General features: G+C 71.2%; 3 protein-coding genes, 1 tRNA gene and 1 pseudogene. 4 read left to right on the top strand and 1 reads right to left on the bottom strand.

All coding sequences use genetic code 11. The features are described from left to right. Positions 1-424: 424 nt before the first annotated feature. The 3 genes and pseudogenes from P3T37_RS36915 to P3T37_RS36905 all read left to right on the top strand — a co-directional run. A pseudogene (locus P3T37_RS36915) lies at positions 425-1498 on the top strand (NDP-sugar synthase); the annotation flags it as partial. A gap of 182 nt (positions 1499-1680) precedes the next feature. Beyond that, the gene (locus P3T37_RS36910) at positions 1681-2508 is read left to right on the top strand and encodes a Yip1 family protein (RefSeq protein ID WP_280728342.1); all 828 of its coding nucleotides are present in this window, start codon (positions 1681-1683) and stop codon (positions 2506-2508) included. A 62-nt stretch (positions 2509-2570) separates the two neighbouring features. Then, positions 2571-3464: a metal-dependent hydrolase gene (locus tag P3T37_RS36905; RefSeq protein ID WP_280728341.1), complete on the top strand. Its 894-nt coding sequence runs from the start codon at positions 2571-2573 to the stop codon at positions 3462-3464. Positions 3465-3514: 50 nt separating this feature from the next. On the opposite strand, the gene dcd is transcribed toward P3T37_RS36905, so the two are convergent. Beyond that, a complete protein-coding gene (gene dcd, locus P3T37_RS36900; RefSeq protein WP_280728340.1) occupies positions 3515-4090 on the bottom strand; it encodes a dCTP deaminase in 576 nt (191 codons plus the stop codon). A gap of 539 nt (positions 4091-4629) precedes the next feature. On the opposite strand from dcd, the gene P3T37_RS36890 reads away from it, so the two are divergent. After that, a tRNA-Gly gene (locus P3T37_RS36890) sits at positions 4630-4703 on the top strand. Positions 4704-4805 lie beyond the last annotated feature (102 nt).

The following is a 4805-nucleotide window of genomic DNA, read 5'->3' as shown; positions in this document are numbered from 1 at the left end:
GCCTGCCCGTTCTGCCTGGTGATGCTCTCCGACTCCGTCAACGGCAAGAAGAACGAGGGCGCCGCGAAGGAGCACCTGAAGGTCGTCGACGTCGCGCAGCTGCTGCTGGACTCGGTGAAGGCGCTTCCCGAGGCGCCCGCCGAGCCCGTGGAGAGCGTCGGCGTCTAGTCCCGTTCGGCTCTCGTTCGGCGAACGAGGGAATGTGCTTGCGCCTTTGGCGCTCACATATGATGCCTGCCCCGGGTGTTATCACCCGGGGCAGGCTGCTTGCCCCGATACGTCGCGCACCACCGCGGCTCGGGGCGGCCTGGCGACAGGACCCGTGGCCACCAGCATGTGGCGGCAGGAACAAGCACCGAAGCGACGGACCTGGCACCACTCCACAGGCCGGGCCGCTGACCGGAACGCAAGGGGAGAAAGCACCATGACCGAAGCGATCATGCTGGTCGGTGGCCAGGGCACACGGCTGCGTCCGCTCACCACCCACACCCCGAAGCCGATGCTGCCGGTCGCCGGTGTGCCGTTCATCGCGCACCAGCTCGCGCGTGCCGCGGCCGCCGGGGTGACCCGTGTGGTGCTGGCCACGTCCTACCTGGCCGAGGTCTTCGAGGAGCACTTCGCCGACGGATCCCCCTACGGCATCGAGCTGGTCTACCTCACCGAGGTCGAGCCGCTCGGCACCGGCGGTGCGATCCGCAACGCCGCCGCCGGCCTGACCTGCGGCCCCGACGAGCCGGTGCTGATCTTCAACGGCGACATCCTCTCCGGTCTGGACATCGCCGCCCTGCGCGACGGCCACGTCGCGGCCGGCGCCGACGTCACGCTGCACCTCACCCGGGTCGAGGACCCGCGCGCCTTCGGCCTGGTCCCGACCGACGAGGACGGCCGGGTGCTGGAGTTCCTGGAAAAGCCGGAGACCCCCGAGCAGATCGTCACCGACCAGATCAACGCCGGGTGCTACGTCTTCACCCGTTCGGTGATCGACCGCATCCCGGCCGGCCGCCCGGTGTCCGTGGAGCGGGAGACCTTCCCCGAGCTGCTGCAGACCGGCGCGCTGGTGCGCGGCGTCGTGGACACCTCGTACTGGCTGGACCTCGGCACGCCGGCCGCGTTCGTGCGCGGCTCGGCCGACCTGGTGCTCGGCAAGGTGGACTCGCCGGCAGTGCCCGGCCCGACCGGTGACGCTCTGCTGCTCGAGGGCGCGACCGTGGACCCGGGCGCGGTGCTCAGCTCCGGCACGGTGGTCGCCGCCGGTGCGGTGGTCGCGGCCGGTGCGATCGTCGAGGGCAGCGTGGTGCTGCCGGGCGCGACGATCGGGGCGGACGCCTTCGTCAAGGACTCCATCGTCGGCGCGTACGCCGTCATCGGTGACCGCACCTCGCTGGACGGCGCCGTGATCGGCGACGGCGCGACCGTGGAGGCCGACAACGAGCTGCCGAGCGGGATCCGGATCGCCTGCGGCGTCCTGCTGCCGGTCGGCGCGGTGCGCACCACGGCGGGCCCCGGCGGCTGCCCGGCCGGGCAGACCACGGCGGCGGCGGTGCACGGATCGGTGCTCCAGCAGTAGCCGTTGGACGGCCGGGTGGGTGTCGGGTGGGTGCGGGTTACAGGCGTGCTGCAAAGTGCCCGCATTCCTTGATCGGCCGGGCTCCGAACCGCCTTTCCGGGTACCTTCGGAGGGTGGCTGGCAACGGATATGACAACGGGTGGGGCGGCGGCGAGCCCGAGTACTTCGGCGCTCCGTCGCCGCACGACCCGTACCGGGGGGACGACGGCTTCGGTGGGGGCCAGGGCGACACGCTCGGCCGCACCCGGGCGTTCCCGGTGGGCGAGCAGGTTCCCTATGCCCCCTATGGGCAGGGGCATCCCGCCACCGAGCCGGAGATCGCGTACCCGCCCGGCTACGGTCACGACAACGTCGCCACCTACCGGGCCGGCGGCCGCACCGCCCCGCGCGCCGGCGGCCCGCGGCTGGCGTGGCGCGCGCTGCTGTCCGGCATCACCCGGACGCCGTCCAGGACCTTCGACCAGATGCGCGACCACCAGCTCTGGCTGCCCGCCCTCACGATCTCGCTCTGCTACGGCCTGCTGGCCGTGCTCGGCTTCGGCGACACCCACAACGAGGTACTCAACTCGTCCTTCTCGGTGGCCGCCTGGTCGCTCGCCGGGGCTGCGGTCGGCTTCACGCTGGCCGGGCTGATGCTCGGCGCGGTGACGTACGCGCTGGCCAGGCAGCTCGGCGGCGACGGCCCCTGGCAGTCGACGGTCGGCCTGGCGGTCCTGATCGGCTGGACCACCGACGTGCCGCGCCTGCTGCCGGCCCTGGTGCTGCCGTCGGGCAGCGCGGTCGTGCAGGGCCTTGGGCTGCTGAGCTGGCTGTACTGCGGATTCCTGCTGACCAGCATGGTCCGCCGGATCCACGACCTGCCGTGGGGCAAGGCGCTCGGCGCGGCCTCGCTGCAGCTGCTCGCGCTGCTGGTGATGATCAAGCTGCCGGTCCTGGGCTGACCTTCTCTTCTTCCCTTACCCCTCTCCCTTACCCCTTTTACCCCTATGCACGGAGCCACCGAATGACCCTCCCCACCACGCTGGTCAGCTTCCCCGCCGGGGCGGTGACCGGCGAGTCGACCGTCCTTGCCGTCCACCCGCTCGCCGACGGACGGTACGGCGTCGTCACCGCCGCCACCCCCTTCCACCCGCTCGACCACACCTGGCCCGACCAGCCCGCCGACACCGGCACGCTGACGCTGGCCGGAGCCGAGCTGGCCGTGGTGGACTGCCTGACCGGCGCGGTGGGCCCGGACGGTCCCGAGCTGCTCGTCGGCGCCGACATCCCGGTGCGCCGCGGCGACGAGGCGTGGTCGTGGCTGGTCCTGCACGTGCTGGCCGAGGCGCCCGCCGAGTCGGCCGTGGGTCTGCCCGTCACGCTCGCGGTGGACGCCGACCGGCGCTCCGCCCTCTGCGCCGCGCACACCGGCTGCCACCTGCTGGCGCTGGCCCTCAACGCCGCCCTCGCGCCGCGCTGGCGCAAGGACCCGGGCCGCTCCGACGCCTTCGGCAACCCCGACTTCGACAGCCTCGCGATGGCCTCGTCGGTGATGGACACCGAGGCCAGCACGGACGTCTACCGGCTCGGCAAGTCGCTGCGCAAGAAGGGCTTCGGCGCCGAGGCCACCGAGGACCTGCCGTCCTTGGCCGACGCGCTCCCCGCCATCACCGCGGACGTCAACGCGCGGCTCGCCGCCTGGGTCGCGGCCGACGCGCCCGTGCGGATCGAGGTCCCCGGCCCCGAGCTGACCGCCCGCCGCCGCTGGCACTGCGAACTCCCCGCCGGCCCCGCCGAGATCGCCTGCGGCGGGACCCATCTGCACCGCCTCGGCCAACTCGCCGACCTGCGGACTGAGTTGACCCTCTCGGAGGACGGCAGTGAACTCACTGCGGTGACCCGCCCGAAGCGGGTCTGACGCCGCTCCGCTGCGCGTCTCCAGACGTCTCTACGCGTCTCTACACGTCTCTACACGTCGGAGCGGTGGAAGTTCAGGAACGAACGCGACGCCGTCGGCCCGCGCTGCCCCTGGTAGCGCGAGCCGTAGCGCGCGGAGCCGTACGGGTGCTCGGAGGGCGAGGAGAGCCGGAACAGACAGAGCTGCCCGATCTTCATCCCCGGGTAGAGCTTGATCGGCAACGTCGCGACGTTCGACAGCTCCAGCGTGACGTGCCCGCTGAAGCCCGGGTCGATGAACCCCGCCGTCGAGTGCGTCAGCAGCCCGAGCCGGCCGAGGCTCGACTTCCCCTCCAGTCGGGACGCGACGTCGTCGGGGAGGCTGATCACCTCGAACGTCGAGGCCAGCACGAACTCACCCGGGTGCAGGATGAACGCCTCGTCGCCCTCGGGCTCGACCAGCCGAGTGAGGTCGGGCTGCTCCTCGGAGGGGTCGATATGCGGGTACCGGTGGTTCTCGAACACCCGGAAGAAGCGGTCCAGCCGCACGTCAATGCTGGAGGGCTGGACCATGGTGGGGTCGAAGGGGTCGATGACAACCCGACCCTTGTCGATCTCGGTACGGATGTCCTTATCAGAGAGCAGCACGCTTCGAGGTTACGTGCTGGTGCGCGCGTCCTCCCAATCCTGCTCACCCCCGGACGTGCGTCGGCGCCCTCCGCGAAGGGCGCCGACCGTCCTCGAACCAGCCTCAGGCAGGCTGCTGCGCGGCATCCAACCGCAGCGCCCGCGCCAACTCCGGCGCCGACAGCTCACTCACATCCGCCGGAACCGAGCTGCGCATCCGCCCGCACTTCGGACATCTGATCAACCGCCCCGGCCCGAGCCGCCCCGCCCCCAGATTCTGCAGCGGAAACGTCCCCGTACTGAACAGGTGCCCCTCGGCACAACGAACGACAGTCCGCTGCTCCATCGATCCCCTTCCCACGCTTTCCCCTACTCCACTCCCCCGCAGCGCCGACCCCCGCTGGCCGCCTCCACCGCAGGACAGCGTCACATTAGGGGATCTTCCGGACATCCCCCACGCCGCCTCGCCGCAACACCCCCGCCTCCCGGACCGATAGCGGCTCCACTCGCGGGATGGGGTAGCATGATGCATGATCGAGCAGTTCCTGACGGCTCGTCACGCGGGCGTAGTTTAATGGTAGAACATGAGCTTCCCAAGCTTATAGCGCGAGTTCGATTCTCGTCGCCCGCTCCAACGCGTAAGGCCCTGCCCGGGCTTGGGTTCTAACGGTCCTCGCAACACCCGTGATCGATGGGAGTTGCGGGGACCGTGGGCGTTGAGCGTGGTGGTCTCGCA

This window comes from Kitasatospora sp. MAA4 (assembly GCF_029893355.1).
In the GTDB taxonomy this organism is placed as follows: Bacteria; Actinomycetota; Actinomycetes; order Streptomycetales; family Streptomycetaceae; genus Kitasatospora.
Note: the sequence above shows the minus strand (reverse complement) of the source record. Positions and strands in the feature narration are given on the sequence as shown.